The sequence below is a fragment of the Microbulbifer mixtoriginis (SeqCode) genome (assembly GCF_052466695.1).
In genome coordinates this window covers 869,098-885,669 of record NZ_CP174285.1, presented here as the reverse complement: position 1 = coordinate 885,669, position 16,572 = coordinate 869,098, and the positions used below count along the sequence as shown (strand labels likewise).

Genomic DNA, 16,572 nt, shown 5'->3' with positions numbered 1-16,572 from the left:
CGCGTTGCTACCTCAAGCTATAGCTTGCTCGCCAAGTCCTTAATTTCGTGATTCAGTATTCGATCGTTATGGCTGTAGTCCATGGGAACCTCTATCAAATGTACCCCACCCTCCCGGCAGCACTTCTCAATCATCGGTTTCAATTCATCTGTTGCCTGTATACGATGCCCTTCGGCACCATAAGATTTCGCATAAGCCACAAAATCAGGATTGGTAAAATCGAGACCAAAATTCTTAAGCCCCATCATGGACTGCTTCCATTTGATCATGCCATAGGCATCATCGCGCAAAATCAACACAATTAAGTCCAGCTTCAGGCGAACAGCGGTTTCTATTTCCTGGGAGTTCATCATAAAACCCCCGTCCCCACAGATAGCCACCACCCGGCGATCGGGACAAACCAGCTTGGCTGCCATGGCCGATGGCAAACCAGCCCCCATAGTGGCCAGCGCATTATCCAAAAGTACGGTATTCGGAAAGTAAGCGGGATAATTGCGGGCAAACCAGATCTTGAACATGCCATTATCGAGGGCAATCACGCCCTTCTCTGGCATCACCTCACGCACATCCCTTACTAGTCGCTGGGGTCTGATGGGGAAAGTATCTGCGCTCGAACCCTCCTCAATATGCTTCTGCAAGGCAGCACGGATGCGGTGAGCATCACTAAAACTCCAATGCTCTTGCGGCTCTAGGTGCTCCTGCAGCTGCCATAGGCTGTTGGCGATATCACCGATCACTTCTATCTGCGGGAAATACACCGGGTCTACCTGGGCCGCATTGAAGTTAATATGTACCACTTCTGGCCCACCAGGGCGCATAAAGAACGGGGGCTTCTCTACAACATCGTGACCTACGTTAATGATCAAATCTGCCTGCTCAATAGTGCGATGAATAAAGTCACCATCGGATAAGGCCGTATTGCCAATAAAGTGCGGCCCCGATTCATCGATCACTCCCTTACCCATCTGCGTGGTAATTGCGGGGATTCCCAGCTTTTCCACAAATTTTCTCAGCATCTTCGACGTCAGCTTTCTGTTCGCGCCGGCGCCGATCAGTAGTAGAGGCTTGCGAGAGCTGGCGATAGCCTCAGCCGCCTTACGAATGGCTTTTTCTTCAGCAATGGGACGGCGCTGATAGCTGATGTCGAGCACCGGCATGGCGGAATGCTCCCGGGCGATATCCTCAGGAAACTCCAAGTGCGTAGCCCCTGGCCGCTCTTCCTCTGAGAGACGAAAGGCTTCGCGCACATACGCCGGCACATAATCCCCTCCCACAATCGTTTTTGTGTACTTGGTAAGGGGTCGCATCATGTCGACGATATTAATAATTTGAAATTGTCCCTGCTTGGAACTTTTAATAGGTTTCTGCCCAGTAATCATCACCATAGGCATCCCTCCCAGCTGAGCATAAGCAGCCGCGGTAACCAGATTAGTGGCACCTGGCCCCAGGGTTGCCAAACACACACCAGATTTACCGGTAAGGCGGCCATAAGTGGCCGCCATAAAACCAGCGGCCTGCTCGTGACGAGTAAGGATTAACTGTATTTTTGAGCCCCGCAAAGACTCCAGCATATCCAGGTTTTCCTCCCCGGGAATACCAAAAACATACTCAACCCCCTCGGCTTCCAGGGCGCGCACAAATAGATCGGATGCTTTCATAGGGGCGTCTCTCGTCGTTGTAATCACTCATGATTTGGCCGGAAATGGGGTATTCGACGCTTCTTTCTTTGCTTTTTTACTTGCTAGCCTAAAAGCTGATCCAGCATTCCCCACACCCATGGGGCAGAGTCAGTATTTTGCACGTACGGATGCAAAACCCCTCTGAGTTTTAGCACAGGATGACTCCTTCGGAGTCCGCAAACTCCACTTTTCCTATTAGTCCAGTTTGGAAGACTAATTTGCAAGGCAAATTTGCCCATGCCAGCGGCTTGCTAATATCTTTCAACGGAGAACTGGATCTGGATAGGCGGACCCCATGGACCACAAGAGTGAAAGCAATAAATTGATATTGCCAATCCCGACTCAGCCAGCCACAACAGCCCCACATTCGACTCTAATGCCAGCAGATCGAGAAAGCTCGACCGCCTTTTGATAGCAGCCCCTTATGAAAAGCAAAGAGAAGACTCACAAGGGAAAATGGTTTCTATCGCTGGCGGCGCTCGGCGTGGTTTTCGGAGACATTGGCACCAGCCCCCTGTACGCGGTTAAATTGATCTTCCACTCGAGGCTCAATATTCCTTTAACTGAGGCCAATATACTCGGTGGCGTTTCAACGATCTTCTGGGCCCTGATACTGATCGTGACAATCAAATATGTGACATTGATAATGCGGCTGGATAATCGTGGGGAAGGCGGCATCATGGCACTGATGACGCTGGCAATGGATGCCACAGAAGGACGAAAAAACCTCCAATGGTTTGTAGTTACCGCCGGTATACTTGGCGCCGCACTTTTCTTTGGGGATGCCATTATTACCCCAGCGATCTCTGTACTCTCGGCTATAGAGGGGCTTGAGGTTGGAAATCAGACACACCAATCTTTAGTCGTACCTATCTCCATTGGAGTCTTAATTTGCCTATTCTCAGTTCAGCGCTACGGTACCTCTACCGTGGGAACACTATTTGGACCCATCACTGCTCTCTGGTTTCTCACACTTTTGGTGGCTGGAGTATCCAGCATCATCAACAACCCTCAGATTCTCCATGCGATCAACCCTGAACATGCCCTGAGATTCCTCACCAGTCATGGTTTTAGCTCATTCTTGGTATTAGGCGCTGTTCTTCTGGTTTTTACCGGAGCTGAGGCACTTTACACCGATATGGGTCACTTCGGCCGCAGCCCAATCAGAATGGCATGGTTGGGATTGGTTTTTCCCGCTCTTTTTCTGAACTACATGGGACAAGGTGCACTGTTGATGAGCCATCCCCATGCAGTCGATAACCCCTTCTACCGCATGTTTCCCAGCTGGGGGCTTTATCCGGTAATCATACTTGCTACCGCCGCCACAGTTATTGCCTCTCAAGCCTGTATTACCGGCAGCTTCTCCTTGGCCAAACAAGCAATGCAACTAGGGCTTTTACCCCGCCTTACCCTTCGTCATACCTCAGCTCATCTTGAGGGGCAGATATTTATGCCAGGCGTTAACAGGCTGCTTATGTTTTTAGTGATAGGAGCGGTAGTGGGTTTCGGCTCATCCACCAATTTAGCCGCAGCCTACGGTGTTTCCGTAAGCGGCGCCATGTTGATAAGTACTTGCCTGGCAGCGGTTGTATACCGCATTCAATTAAAGTGTCACTTACTACTTTGTCTATCAGTGGCGGCCTTCTTTATCTTCATAGATCTCGCCTTTTTCTCCTCCAGCTTGCTAAAAATTAGTCATGGTGGCTGGTTTCCTCTCGGTTTAGGTGCCATAGCCTGTATCTCAATGTTCACCTGGAGAGATGGCAGGGAAGCCTTAGCACTGCAACTTCAGCGGCAAGAATTCAAACTGGAGCCTTATCTAACCGCCCTGCTGAAGAAAAACCCTATAAGAGTGCCTGGAACTGCAGTATTCCTGACCTCCAGACAGCTATCCACTCCCCACGCACTGATTTATAACCTGAAGCACAATAAAGTATTACACGAAAACTTACTGTTCATTACTGTATCATTTGTGAATGCTCCACGAGTAATGCCTGGCAACCGGTATATCCTCAGCGAAATCCGTGAAAACTGCCACTACTTACTTTTACGCTATGGCTACATAGAGCAGCCGGATATTTGGAAGGTTTTAAAGCGGCTACGCCTTAAGAAAGAGCTGGATATCGACCCCAATAAGGCTTCATATTTTTTAACAAGACAAACCATCACCCCAACCAAGCAGGAGGATAGCCGTATGTTCTTATGGCGAGAGCGGTTGTTTGCGGTTATGTTCCGCAATGTGAGTAGCGCTGTAGAATATTACCGTATTCCTATGAGCCGTGTGATAGTAATGGGCGAAAAAATCCGAATTTAATTTAAACGATAAAGCAGTAGTGCCAAGTGGCACCACTGCTTACCAGTAATGGGAAATCATTAACTTATTTATAAAGCGGGAATCTAAATCACTCCGAGCCGTGACAAGTGTTGTCGGGCAAACTGAATCCTTCTCTGCTGTACTTCGGCAAAACTCTTACCATCTATATTGACTGCAAAAAAATACATATTGCTGCCAGTTTCCACTACGCCAACATACCAACCCAAAGCAAATTCATCATTAATCTGCCCGCCTCCCGTTTTTGCATAGAGCTTGTACGAGTCTGTCTCCTCTACCAACATAACTTCTTTGAATAAAGCAAGAGAGTCATCAGAAATAGGCAGGGCTCCAGAAAATAGCTTTTGTAAGAAGTTCACCTGCTCCTTGGCCGATATCTTCAGGCTCCCATTTAGCCAAAATTTATCCAAACCAGAGGAGATATCCCTGTTGCCATAGTCGAACTGAATCAAATATTGATTCATTCTCTTCCTGCCTATTTGAGAGGCTAATTGCCGATAAATAGGCACTGCGGAATTTTGAAAAGCCGCCCGGATGGGTAGCGGCTTGTCATACCAAATACTGGGCCACCATCGCTGAGCCGGATACTTCAAGTGGTCATAGGTTAATTCCTGTACGAGGTTGCGGACCAAACCAGCATCTAATGCAATCAGAGTGTTAGGCACCTTAAAGGTTGAGAACGGCGTGAGCCTTACATCGGCTCTCTTTTCATTGATGATTGAGTAAGTGGCCTCTTTGTGATTTTTCAGTACAAATGTGCATGATTTGCCACATTCGATATCTTCGGAAGACCAGGCGAGACTACTAAAGAGCAGAAATAATAATACGATTGCTTTCAATTTGAACTTCCCAGAGGTACTGGTTAATAAAATATCTGATCAGGGTAGCAATCATAAACGATCCTGCCGCATTCTCACCTGCCTTCATTTCAGGAGTACTCCGACACGAAGATTGCACAGGTAGCTGTTACCGGCATCGAAAACTTCGCAAAGAGCTATTCTACCCTTCGACTCGACTGAATTAGCTTTGCTAATGCCTTGTGGGCATCAACAAGGCCCAATCCGGTATTATTGACACCTAAGTGGGATCGCCTTGCCGTACCCTGAAGCGACTGCGCTACCAATGGCACAGCCTCACCGCTGGAGTACCCATAATAATCCGCTGCATCCAATAGCAACGCGCTGATAGCCGCCAACTGTGGTGCGGCAAAAGAGCTACCGGATTCAAAGTTATGGCTTGAAACTGAGTAAACTGCATCTCCCGAAATAGCAAAGCTCCGCTTGATCGCCAAGGGGTTATAACCAGGAACCGTGGCAGTTAAAGAGACTTCGTTAGAGAATGGCTGCAAATTGATCGCAAACATCAAGTTTTGACTGCCTGGAGCACCTTGATTTTGCTGTAAAAAGGCCTTGATCAGATCCAGGTCATAGGTAAAGAAACTTCCCAGCGGAGGAAGGCCCAGACGCTTGCGAACATCCGTATTCTCACCTTCCAAGTCAGTACCTGTATTCCCAATTGACTTGGTAAATATTTTGGATTGCAAAATATGCGATAGATGCTCCGAGAACTCCGGATCCAGCTGATCATTGGTGATATGAAAAGCCCGACTCATATTAATTACATCAATATCATCTCGGCTACGCATGTAAGCCATGGCTTCATTGTACGTTTTGCTTTCAGTACTTATGGGTACAATAGTAGCCTTGGGCGCAATATCGAGGATAATATCAATAACGGTATTGCCATGCAGGAAGGTAATGGGATCACCAAATTGAACTTCTGCTTCGATATTAGGGTGCCGCTCGCGCTGTTCCTGTAAACGAACAGGATCAAACAAATCAAACACCCCAATGACAATACCCTCACCGTCAAAATGCCGTACCAAATTCTGATGCTTGAGGTTATAGCTAGGCACATAGGGATACAGGAATTCATTCAGCTCCATCCGGAACATATCTAAATCCGCAATAGCAGCTTCAAAAGTTAACCTGTTCTCCTCTTGGTAATCTTCCGGCTGAAAGGTATATAAAAGTTCGGCGAGCACGGTAAACTCAGTGATAGACTGACCCCACTTGTGCATTTTCAATTCATCAACCATATAAAGCGATTTAGCCCACCCCTGATACTGGTCAAACTCAGCGGCCAAATAATCATCGAGTATTGGAGTAACAGGCTCCTCCCAAGGCCAGGGTGTTAGCTCTTTGACAACCTGTAAAGAGGCCCTGGCTTGATCTACGTTGGGATCTGATGCAAAGACCTTTAAGCTAAAAATGATTATAATTACTGCAAATATTCTCTTACTCAAAACAACCTTCCTTTTATTTAAATTTATTTTGAAGTATATCTTGAAAAATCGATGCCAAGAGCAACAAGCCATTCCCGAGCACAGCCACTCAAAAAAGAACAAATAAAATCATGGAGAGATTAAAAGGCTACACAATAAAAAACTTTAAAGGAAGGCTTTTATTTGTAAAAAACTTATAGATAACAAGAATTTTCTTTCAAACATCAACCTCTTAAATGCGAGGCATTACACAGCAATCTTTAACACCACAGAAGCAAAGCTCTAGCTCCTGCACCCAAAACTAACGGGTGCCACCCGAGAGATTGAAACTTAACGATTCATTAACCATTCCCTAATGGAAAGATACACCACAAATCAATCCCCCTGTACTATCATACAAAAGACTTAGATAGAGTAAGTGAAGAAATATCGAATATATTCGATATGCATAACAGTTTTCTTGCTGTTGCTCTACAGATCTATTGATGCCAAATTACTTGCCGTGGCATTAATGATGTTGTGAACTTTTTCAGCATTCATTTATATCCACATTACGGACATACTCTGATTGAGCCTACTTACCAAAAGCATTCTTGGCCAAAACCCGCCTGAACAAGACCTTACCCAAATAGCGTATGAAACTTTATGCTTCGTGATTGCTTCATCCTAATGCGTTTTTAATTACAAAATCATTTCTGCAACCATAAACAATACTTTACCTTTTTGTTTTAATCATCAGCCTAACAGTTGTCTCTTGAAATCATTACCAACTAAATCCTCACAGAAAGATCTAAATCAGAACTAAACCAAAGAATATCTAATTCTCTCCTGAGGACTGTCTGCCCTCTGTCAATCATAAGAGTTGCTATCAATAGGCCTGGATACAGAAAGGTACTCTTCTATAAATAAGTCAGACTGATCACTTTTTGGTCAAACCCTGCCCAAATGTCACAATAAAAACAAAAGTCAGGAAGGTATAAACAAGATGGCCAAGTTAAGTTGGCTAAATCTCTATGAGGTTGTTTATAATGCCAACACCCGAAAAACATTTATAGCGGGGATAATGGGGAATTTAAATGAATAAAAAAATGTTTCAACTTTCTGCTATTCAAGCAGCTCTTTTACTAACATTATCCGGTTGCGTAAACGACGATAATTCATCTTCTCCGGCTCCTGCCCCGGAGCCGGCTGATATTCCACCAACTGCTGGTGCGGTAACAGTAGATGGGGCAAAGCAATGGATTCCTGTAACAGGAAAACTATTAGGTAAAGATCAAAATGGTGATGCTTTGTCCTATAGTTTTTCAGAGAATGATGAGACGATTGACCCTGTTGATGACGTTTATACATTTAGTCACGGCCTATTGACACTAAACGGCGATCAATTTGAATACACCTCACACTCAGGACATGCAGCTTCCATTTCTTATACGGTAACTGCAAATGGTGCCTCTGCCTCTTCAACTATAGAAATAATAAATGTTGTAAATGACCCTTTGGCCTATCAGCAATGGCATCTACATAATACTGGCCAAAAAGCTTACTCACTCAGTGAAGGTATGGCGCAAGCAGAGGTCGATGCAGAAAGATTAACTGCCGAGAAGGCTGCTGAAAGGTTTGCAGAAGCTTTAGCCGAGGAGCTTGTTGCTGGCGAAGATATGAATGTTGCATCTGCTTATGCTCAAGGTGTGACAGGTGCAGGTGTGACAGCCGTTGTTGTAGATTCTGGCTTAGAAATTCGCCATGAAGACTTGATAGATAATGTTTTGTCCAACCGCTCCCTTAACTTAGACGAATTAGCAACAGATAGAACTGACCCAACCAGCCTTTCCAATAGCGGCGATCATGGTACTAGCGTAGCTGGATTAATTGCGGCTAAAGGTTGGAATAATATTGGTGGCCGCGGTGTAGCTCCAGATACAGGGCTGATCGGCATGAATTATTTAGGCAGTGACAAAATAGAGCAAACTGACCTATTAGCTCATGGATTTCCAGGAAGTGGCATTTCCACAGATGAAGAAATTTCAGCATTTAACCGCAGCTACGGTATTACCTATCCAGTTTTTATTGGGTACTCTGCTTTAGATGAGGCTATCGAATCCTACCCTAACCTCAACCTTCGAGGCGGTAAAGGTGCTTTGAACATCAAGTCTAGTGGTAATTCCTTTGAGGATGCAGGCCGAGACCTTGAAGGTTCATTATGTAAGGATAATAAGGCTAATGACCTAGGCCTAACATGCTATAACTCTGCATTTGAGCCAAGCCAGGGACACCCGTACTACCTAACTGTTGCCGCAGTAAACGCTAATGGTAAACATACAAGTTACTCAACGGCCGGTGCAAGCGTAATGGTTTCCGCGCCTGCTGGCGAGTATGGGCGCTGGGCTCCCGCTATGGTAACAACAGACCAAATGACCTGTATTAATGGTTATTCTGGTTTTAATGGGGCAGCGATAGCTTATTTTAGCGACGAGTATAATGAAGATATTGCGGCCAGCTTTTACCCATTCAACTACCCAGGCCACCCAGAGAATACCAGTTGTAACTATACTTCAACCTTCAATGGTACATCATCAGCAGCCCCCAATGCGTCAGGTGTTGTGTCTCTTATCCTATCTGCAAATCCAAAGTTGACCTGGCGTGATGTTCGACACATTTTAGCTTCAACAAGTACCGTGATTGATAGTGAAAATGAAAAAGTCGAATTGACAATTGGGGAAGGCTCTTTTGTCGCTCATGATGGCTGGGTTGAAAATGCGGCAGGTTATCGCTTTAACAACTTATATGGCTTTGGTCGAGTCGATGCAGGTGCAGCCGTTGCGATGGCTTTAAATTATTCTGAGAATCTTGAAGAACAGATTATCACTGAGTGGAAAGGTGTAGGCACTACCGCTGATAAAGAAACCATAGAAGCGATTATCCCTGACAATAATGCAGCTGGCGTAATTCAAAAAATCGAAATTACAGAAGACATTATTGTTGAAGCGATGCAGTTCGAGTTTGATATCCGCAATGACCATATGGGTTATTTATTGGATCCAGGCCTAATAACCTCAGCCGGAAATGACTTAGCACTTGAAGTAGTATCCCCTTCAGGCACTAGAAGTGTTTTACTTTCTTCTAAGCAGGCACTGATAGATGCTGCTTATAGTTTTACTGACGGATTTTTACCTGGATACATTTTGAAGAACGGGGTAATTCTTTCTAATGCATTTTATGGTGAAAATGCTAAGGGGACTTGGACTATTAGAGCATTAGATACTGGTGAAACTGACATCGAATTCACAAGAACAGATAACTTATGGGGAGCAACAGGTATGATAAACAACCCTGTAGAAAGTGTTCTAGAAGGCGTATCACTAAGAGCGTTCGGGCGCGCAGCTCAATAAGAAGGGTAATACAATGAAGCTGAATAAATTAATAATCTTAACTGCCGCAATGTGTATATCTGGTATGACACAGGCTAGCGTCATGGAGAATGAATTTAGCGCTGAGGTTGGAGGCTTTAAGGTCAAACAGCTAAGAGAAAATGCCGAATTTGGCATCTTCAAGGTTGAGCATTCCCTGGCAAGAGTTCCTTCATCAATTGCAGCGCCGGATCAAACTGTTACCACAACAGGCCAAATAGCTATTGTGAATATCGACAAGAATTCTGAAAGGGGTATAGTCGGTAAAGGGACGATAGTTCGGAACACGATAACTGGAGAATTAACAACTCTAACTGGAAACGTAACAGTTTTATTAAGTAAAAATGTTACCGCGTCTGAAGTAGCTGAAGCTACCGGCATGAAAGTATTATCGGTATTTCCTGGTACTGACATTGCCATCTTGAAAATTAAAGAAGGCAATGATTTATTAGAAGCTTTCAATGCAATAAAACGGTCCGGCCTGACAATTGAAAGTCGAGTCGAAGTCACTGAGACTATGCACAAAGCACAATAGATAAAATAACCTATAGAAGTGAGTTTTATCTTATAAAAGCAAAAGGCATCACTGATAAGTGATGCCTTTTCAATTGTAAATAGCGAACAACTTCCGGATTTAACCAACAAGATTTGGACTATAAATTCTGGCCACTAGCTTTTCCAGCTTGCCGAAAGTGGATACTCAAACCTGGATTGTAAAACCAACGAATATTAACACTAGTATCATACTGCCCCATATGAGAAGCGCCAGAGCTTTTCCAGCACTCTCTATCGCCCAACTGTCGATACCTTTGCAAGGGTAACCCACTGCGAGCCGTATAGCACCAAACACCTATGACCGCGGGAGACTTTTCTGGAAGGCCATGTATAAGTATTTTATGCCATCCATGACCTACCGGTACTGTGTACCCTTACTGCGGAACTGAATATTGTGGCAAGTTGAAGCAGCATGATTATCAGTTGAACTTGAGCATCAACGAGATAGAGCTTACCAAGCCAAAAGTCAAGCGCCTACAAACGAACGCTATCTGTAAACGCTCCCATAAAACTATTTTGCAGGGGCTTCAGCAGCCCTCATTGCGTCGAAAGTTCTATGGATTAATTAAAGACCTAAAAAAGGATCTGGGAAAATGGCTCGTATATTACGATAATGATCGCATTGACCTTGGTGAAAAGATCTGGAAGGAAAAACTCGTAAACTGAATATAACCTGACAAAGCACCTTTTGAAAAAACCGGTAACTATCAGATCAAGTCTGAACTACTACAGTTGACCACTACACTTCACTAGCCCACCCATTCTAGAGCACTTTAGAGTTTACACATTTGAAACCTCAACAAAAACAGATACCTGTTCAATAGTCTCATGATATGGTTTAACAAATCTAATTTGCGTCCCATCAATTTCAATCAACTGTTTAGACCAAGCTAAATCATAAAGAGTTTTCAAATCATTCTTATCAGCTTCAGTGAGCTCACTTTTTTCGCCATAATTCATGATGGAAAATGGCTTATGCACACCATAGATCACGCTAGACCAAGCTTTCTCTTTCAAGTCCGCAAAGAAATGCCTTAATCCAAATATATGGCCCAGCTCGTGAATCATAGTATCAACCTGCTCTTTTCGACTTTGCTCAAACATTGTGGGAAAGAGCACTAATTCATTACGCCCCGAATTAGGAAAAAAGGCACGCGCCAATGTACAACCTACCACACTACAACTTTCTACAGGCTCTACTCTAATTTTAAAATCCCACACATTTGGGTTCTCATTAAATTTAACCGGAGAAGCATCCCCCCACTTTAACAAGGCCTCCCCAAGTAGAGCCCGAATATAGTTTTTTACTTCGTCTGGGTTTTTAAAATATCGCAAAGACTCTTCATCAAATTTCCACCTGAGAGTTACATCCTTCCCCCAAAGGGGGATGTACCCCTCTCCACTGTGCAACACTAAATCCAGAGGGGATCTATTTTTTAAGGCAGGATATCCCACTTTATCAGTGACACAAATCTTATTCTCACCATACTTATGAACCATAGGCTCGACGCAAGAATCACATTCTTTTTTTGACTTAAGTTCCAGATGGAGTGTTTCATTTGAATAGCTGCTATTGTCTGATGACACTGTAATCCACCAATGTAAAACATTAAAGAAACATAACTAAAACGATAATACATGTTTAGTAAAACGCGGGGATATAGGTGGTTTCTCGCAGCAGAATCCTTTCGAAACAATATTAGAACCTCATAATCTATGCCATAGCACTATTCTCATTGCTTAACCAAGTCCCATCCGAGTGGGCATCCACAGTCTCTACTCCAAAGTCATGGATTAAGTGGCTAAGACTTTCTTTAGCTTTGTCGGTAGTCTGCTTCTTATTGTTGTAGACGCCTTCAAGTTTAATCTAATTGGCAAAAATGATAGCCCCGACCGTATCAATAGACTTCAGCTGCGCCTGGTAGGCAAGGTATACGTCCGACGACACCTGATGCTGCACTTTAAGGATCGGACAGAAGATCATATGGTTATGTGATCTTAAGACTGAGCTCAACAGGAGTTTTATCCATCCATGAAAGGTAAGAAATACTCAAGTTAAAACTGGACATAGCAGTTTTCTAGTGACCACCTAAAAACAGTGCAAAGTGATACTGCCTGGGCTCAATAATCATAATGGCCTTCGCCAACAAGAGAACTAAGTCCAGCACAGTGGGCCAGAAAGAGAAACCTCCAAAAATCTGTTCAGGTATTTCGTTAACTTCCCAAAAATATCATTCTAGATTCACGGATAAAGTAGATTTCTATAAGAAAGCACAACGTAGTAGAAGAAACCCAACAAACCAGCAAAGGCCGTCCAGTAGCTTGAACCTGAATCACTCGTTCAATTTTATCTCACTTCTTTACCTACTCTTTGCTTTTGATCCCCCTTGGCAAAACCATCGTTTGATAAATTGATACAATGGAAACAAGTGGCACCATGAGAGTATCGCCAAATAAATGACTTGATGACTAGCGACGCTTTATTTTTTAATTCTTAATTAGTGCCACCCACCTATATAGATTGAACATCACTACATCAATACAAATACCCAAGACTAACAACATGAGTGCGGCAGCTAATGCTATTAGAGGAGCCTCTACATGCTCATTAGAATTCGGCAAATGAGCCACAAAGTAAGTAAAAATTAATATAGCGAGCAAGTATAGAATCCAGCACCTTTCGAGGTGCTGAAAACATTTATTCTGATTAATATGAAACCATAAAACGATGAGCTCTGCTAATACAAATATTATTACTCCAGTTAAAGACAAGACTAGAGTAAATTGCATTGCTCTAGGTAAGCTTGGAAATAATGTTGCTGTGTGCGTCATCTCCCAAACTTTAAGACCAAGGACCAGGGATATGAACCAAGCAGCGCCCAAAAACACCCCTACAAACGGTTTAAATTTCCAGTAACTTTCAGTCATTTTGAAATCCCCAACTTTGTTTGGACACTCAAAATTTCAGATGCAAAGTAAATTACGTTGAAAACTATGGCTTCTAAAAAATCACTTACGATTCAAAGAGTCGTAGCCCCAGTATATTTAAGCCAGACAGAATAATGGCATATTTGTCAGCTATCGTATGGTTTGCAATAGGAGCCCTACTCATACTAACTCTAACTCCCTGAGGTAGTATGAGTAAGCTGATCAGTTTATTCGGCTATCCTTGTGTCCCTATTAGCCTCCTCTCTTCCATGTACAATCCGATAAAGCAGTGGCAATACAAATAACGTCAACAATGTTGAAGAAATAATTCCCCCAATCACTACCGTTGCTAGGGGTCTTTGCACTTCAGCTCCTGTACCTACATTCAAAGCCATAGGCACAAAGCCGAGGCTGGCCACCAATGCAGTCATCAACACCGGACGCAGACGGGTCATGGCGCCATCGATAATTGAAGTGAAAAGCCCACCTCCTTGCTGGCGTAATTGACGGATAAAAGAGAGCATTACCAGGCCATTTAAGACTGCCACACCTGATAGGGCGATGAAGCCAACTCCTGCAGAGATCGACAGTGGCATACCACGCATCCATAGAGCCAGGACACCCCCAGTCAACGCCAAGGGGACTCCGGTAAAGATAATCAGGGCATCCTTAAACGATCCAAAAGCCATTACCAGTAAGCCGAGAATGATAAGCAACGTTAACGGCACTACGATTGACAAGCGGGTACTTGCGGATTCCAGCTGTTCGAAGGTACCCCCATAGGCAAGCCAATATCCTGCTGGCAGGGATACCTGCTGCTTGATACTCGCCCTCGCCTCTTCCACAAAAGAACCCAGATCACGGTCGCGCACGTTGGCTGTTACCACCACACGTCGCTTACCATTTTCACGGCTTATTTGATTTGGAGCTGGCGTCATCTCCAAACTGGCAACTTCAGACAATGGCACATAGCTACCCAGTGGACTACCGGCGGGTAACGGCACAGGTAAATCACCGAGACTTTCGTAATCACGACGTAGTTCCTCCGGCAGGCGGACTACCAATTGGAAACGACGGTCTCCTTCGTAAATCAATCCGGCCTCCTCCCCACCAATCGCGGTGGATACTAAATCCTGCAGTGTTTTCAGATCAATACCGTAACGGGCAAGTGCGATTCGCTTGGGCACAACAGAGAGAACCGGCAGTCCCTCTACCTGCTCTACCCTCGCATCGGCAACCCCTTCAATACCATTGAGCACACCGAGGATTTCATTAGCGGAGGCCACCAGCTGATCCAGATCATCGCCGAATACTTTGATGCCCAGATCTGCACGCACCCCGGAAATCAGTTCGTTAAAGCGCATCTGAATTGGCTGAGTAAATTCGTAGTTGTTACCTGGCAACTGACGCACAGCTTCTTCAAGCTCTGCTACCAGTTGCTCTTGAGGTAGTTTCGGATTAGGCCACTGGCTCCGGGGTTTTAGGATCACAAAATTATCGGCCACATTGGGGGGCATTGGGTCTGTGGCCACTTCTGGTGTGCCTATCTTTGCGAATACTTTGTCTACCTGAGGAAATTCTTTAATTCGCTGTTCCAACAAGCGCTGCATCTCGACCGATTGCTCCAAACCGGTGCCGGGAATCCGCAAGGCGTGTAGTGCGATATCTCCCTCATTCAATTGAGGAATAAATTCCGAGCCCAGGGTGGTTGCAAGCCAGCTACAAAAAAGTACCAGTGCAAGAGCCCCGGAAAGTACCAGCCAGCGCACTTTCATCGCAGCGATTAGCAGTGGCTTATAAAGAGATTTGGTAGCAACGATCAGCTTGTTTTCTTTCTCACTGATTTTGCCTGTGAGGAAAACAGCAACCGCTGCCGGTACAACTGTCAGTGAAAGTACCAGCGCAGCCAGCAAAGCCATTACTACAGTAGCAGCCATGGGGTGGAACATCTTGCCTTCCACACCGGTTAAGGTGAACAATGGTATATACACCACCGTGATAATCAACACACCAAACAAGCTTGGGCGAATAACTTCGTTAGTGGCTTGAAAAACCAGTTCCAGTCGCTCTTGCAAGGGCAACTTGCCGCCTTTACGGCCCTGGGCTTCGGCAAGTCTGCGAATGGCATTCTCGACAATAATCACCGCCCCATCGACAATCAATCCGAAGTCTAGAGCACCAAGACTCATCAAGTTTGCGGAAACACCGGTTTGCACCATGCCGAAAATTGTGGCGAGCATAGAAAGCGGAATTACTGCTGCGGTGATAAAAGCTGCTCGAATATTCCCCAGTAGCAGGAACAACACTACAACAACCAGTAACGCCCCCTCGATAAGGTTTTTCTGTACCGTAGCAATGGCTTTATCTACCAGAGTGGTGCGGTCGTAAACCGCTTCTACCTTAATACCCTCCGGCACGGTAGACTTTACTCCCTCCAAGGCAACCGCAACATTGCGGGCTACCTCTCGGGAGTTCTCCCCCACCAGCATCATGGCGGTACCCAGTACCGTTTCTACACCATCACGCGTGGCAGCGCCGGTACGCAGTTCCTTTCCGATAGCCACTTCCGCCACGTCCGAAACTTTAACCGGCGCCCCACTGCGACTGGTAATCACTACATCTTCAATTTCGGCGATACCTTGTAACTGGCCTGGTGAGCGCACTAATAATTGACGACCATTATTCTCCAGGTAGCCGGCACCTCGACTCTCGTTATTCCGACGCAGGGCTTCGGCGATATCTTCCATGGAAAGACCAAAGTTGAGCATCTGCCGAGGATTGGGAGTAACGTGATACTGTTTGTTGTAGCCACCAATGGTATTCACTTCTGTAACACCGGGCACCAAAGACAATTGCGGCTTGATAATCCAATCCTGAATTTCCCGCAGTGCCGTGGCATCGTAGGGCTGCCCGTTCGGCTGGGTAGCGCCGGGGTTTGCCTCCACTGTGTACATAAAGATCTCACCAAGACCGGTGGCAATAGGCCCCATCTCGGGCTCCAGCTCCGGGGGTAAATTGCTCTTTATGGCACCGAGGCGACTGTTAATTAAATTACGGGCAAAATAGAGATCAGTCCCCTCCTTAAAAACCACAGTGACCTGAGATAGCCCATAGCGGGAAATCGAACGGGTGTATTCCAAGTTGGGGAGACCGGCAAGAGCTGCCTCCACCGGGTAGGTAATCCGTTGCTCAGCTTCTAATGGCGAGTATCCGGGGGCCTCAGTATTAATCTGTACCTGGACATTGGTAATATCGGGGACCGCATCAATCGGTAGTTTCTGGTAACTCCAAATCCCCAGCCCCACCAATACAAAGATCAGGGACAGCACGAAAAAACGCCGCTCAATTGAGAAGCGCAGGATGCCTTCAATCATCTTCTGGCCTCAA

The 16,572-nt window shown here is 45.2% G+C and carries 9 protein-coding genes; 3 read left to right on the top strand and 6 right to left on the bottom strand.

The features are described 5' to 3' along the window. Positions 1-17 precede the first annotated feature (17 nt). Positions 18-1,658 (bottom strand): acetolactate synthase large subunit, encoded by a 1,641-nt coding sequence (locus ACJJI0_RS03940; protein WP_252081750.1) that lies wholly within the window; start codon positions 1,656-1,658, stop codon positions 18-20. A 445-nt stretch (positions 1,659-2,103) separates the two neighbouring features. Between ACJJI0_RS03940 and ACJJI0_RS03935 the strand changes: the two genes are divergently transcribed. Continuing rightward, positions 2,104-3,993 carry a potassium transporter Kup gene (locus tag ACJJI0_RS03935; protein WP_444884751.1) on the top strand — a complete coding sequence of 630 codons (1,890 nt, stop codon included), beginning with the start codon at positions 2,104-2,106 and terminating at the stop codon, positions 3,991-3,993. An 83-nt stretch (positions 3,994-4,076) separates the two neighbouring features. Here the strand turns inward: ACJJI0_RS03935 and ACJJI0_RS03930 are convergent, their stop codons facing one another. Then, a complete protein-coding gene (locus ACJJI0_RS03930) occupies positions 4,077-4,850 on the bottom strand; it encodes a penicillin-binding transpeptidase domain-containing protein (RefSeq protein ID WP_444884750.1) in 774 nt (257 codons plus the stop codon). Positions 4,851-5,005: 155 nt separating this feature from the next. Beyond that, the gene (locus ACJJI0_RS03925) at positions 5,006-6,418 is read right to left on the bottom strand and encodes a hypothetical protein (protein ID WP_444884749.1); all 1,413 of its coding nucleotides are present in this window, start codon (positions 6,416-6,418) and stop codon (positions 5,006-5,008) included. A 953-nt stretch (positions 6,419-7,371) separates the two neighbouring features. On the opposite strand from ACJJI0_RS03925, the gene ACJJI0_RS03920 reads away from it, so the two are divergent. Then, the gene (locus ACJJI0_RS03920; protein WP_444884748.1) at positions 7,372-9,684 is read left to right on the top strand and encodes a S8 family serine peptidase; all 2,313 of its coding nucleotides are present in this window, start codon (positions 7,372-7,374) and stop codon (positions 9,682-9,684) included. 13 nt (positions 9,685-9,697) lie between these two features. After that, a complete protein-coding gene (locus ACJJI0_RS03915) occupies positions 9,698-10,237 on the top strand; it encodes a serine protease external chaperone (RefSeq protein WP_444884747.1) in 540 nt (179 codons plus the stop codon). Positions 10,238-11,037: 800 nt separating this feature from the next. Here the strand turns inward: ACJJI0_RS03915 and ACJJI0_RS03910 are convergent. The 3 genes from ACJJI0_RS03910 to ACJJI0_RS03900 all read right to left on the bottom strand — a co-directional run bounded on the left by ACJJI0_RS03910 (position 11,038) and on the right by ACJJI0_RS03900 (position 16,559). Beyond that, positions 11,038-11,844, bottom strand: a complete 807-nt coding sequence (locus ACJJI0_RS03910; RefSeq protein ID WP_444884746.1) for a matrixin family metalloprotease — start codon at positions 11,842-11,844, stop codon at positions 11,038-11,040. A gap of 900 nt (positions 11,845-12,744) precedes the next feature. Next, positions 12,745-13,185: a hypothetical protein gene (locus ACJJI0_RS03905; RefSeq protein ID WP_444884745.1), complete on the bottom strand. Its 441-nt coding sequence runs from the start codon at positions 13,183-13,185 to the stop codon at positions 12,745-12,747. Positions 13,186-13,412: 227 nt separating this feature from the next. Next, positions 13,413-16,559 (bottom strand): efflux RND transporter permease subunit, encoded by a 3,147-nt coding sequence (locus ACJJI0_RS03900; RefSeq protein ID WP_444884744.1) that lies wholly within the window; start codon positions 16,557-16,559, stop codon positions 13,413-13,415. Between the last annotated feature and the right edge of the window lie 13 nt (positions 16,560-16,572).

Excerpts from the sequence above, each read along its gene's own strand:
- ACJJI0_RS03935 (WP_444884751.1), top strand. The coding sequence starts at position 2,104 with ATGAAAAGCAAAGAGAAGACTCACAAGGGAAAATGGTTTCTATCGCTG.
- ACJJI0_RS03940 (WP_252081750.1), bottom strand. The coding sequence starts at position 1,658 with ATGAAAGCATCCGATCTATTTGTGCGCGCCCTGGAAGCCGAGGGGGTT.
- ACJJI0_RS03905 (WP_444884745.1), bottom strand. The coding sequence starts at position 13,185 with ATGACTGAAAGTTACTGGAAATTTAAACCGTTTGTAGGGGTGTTTTTG.
- ACJJI0_RS03920 (WP_444884748.1), top strand. The coding sequence starts at position 7,372 with ATGAATAAAAAAATGTTTCAACTTTCTGCTATTCAAGCAGCTCTTTTA.
- ACJJI0_RS03915 (WP_444884747.1), top strand. The coding sequence starts at position 9,698 with ATGAAGCTGAATAAATTAATAATCTTAACTGCCGCAATGTGTATATCT.
- ACJJI0_RS03900 (WP_444884744.1), bottom strand. The coding sequence starts at position 16,559 with ATGATTGAAGGCATCCTGCGCTTCTCAATTGAGCGGCGTTTTTTCGTG.